Raw genomic sequence first — 239 nt, 5'->3', positions numbered from 1 at the left:
TGAGGCGACGGACGGCCTGCCGGAGGATGCACGCGCGCTGCTGCCGGGGCTCGTCGTCGGCGACACGGCGCGCGTCACGCCCGAGCTGCACGCGGCGTTCCAGGCGACGGACCTGCTGCATCTGATGGCGGTCAGCGGAGCCAATTTCACGATCCTGCTGGCCCTGTTGATCGGCCCGCCCGGCACCGCGCACCGCGTCGAGCGGCGGGGACTCGCGCCCCGGATCGGGCTGTCGCTCA

At 73.6% G+C, this 239-nt stretch carries 1 protein-coding gene; it reads left to right on the top strand.

What is annotated here, in order from left to right; all coding sequences use genetic code 11:
• The coding region (locus G3I40_RS15385) for a ComEC/Rec2 family competence protein (protein ID WP_203644123.1) at positions 1–239 on the top strand (239 nt) is incomplete at both ends.

Origin of the sequence: Streptomyces sp. SID14478 (assembly GCF_010548525.1) — a bacterium.
Lineage (GTDB): Bacteria > Actinomycetota > Actinomycetes > Streptomycetales > Streptomycetaceae > Streptomyces.
This window is presented reverse-complemented; position numbering and strand designations above follow the sequence as displayed.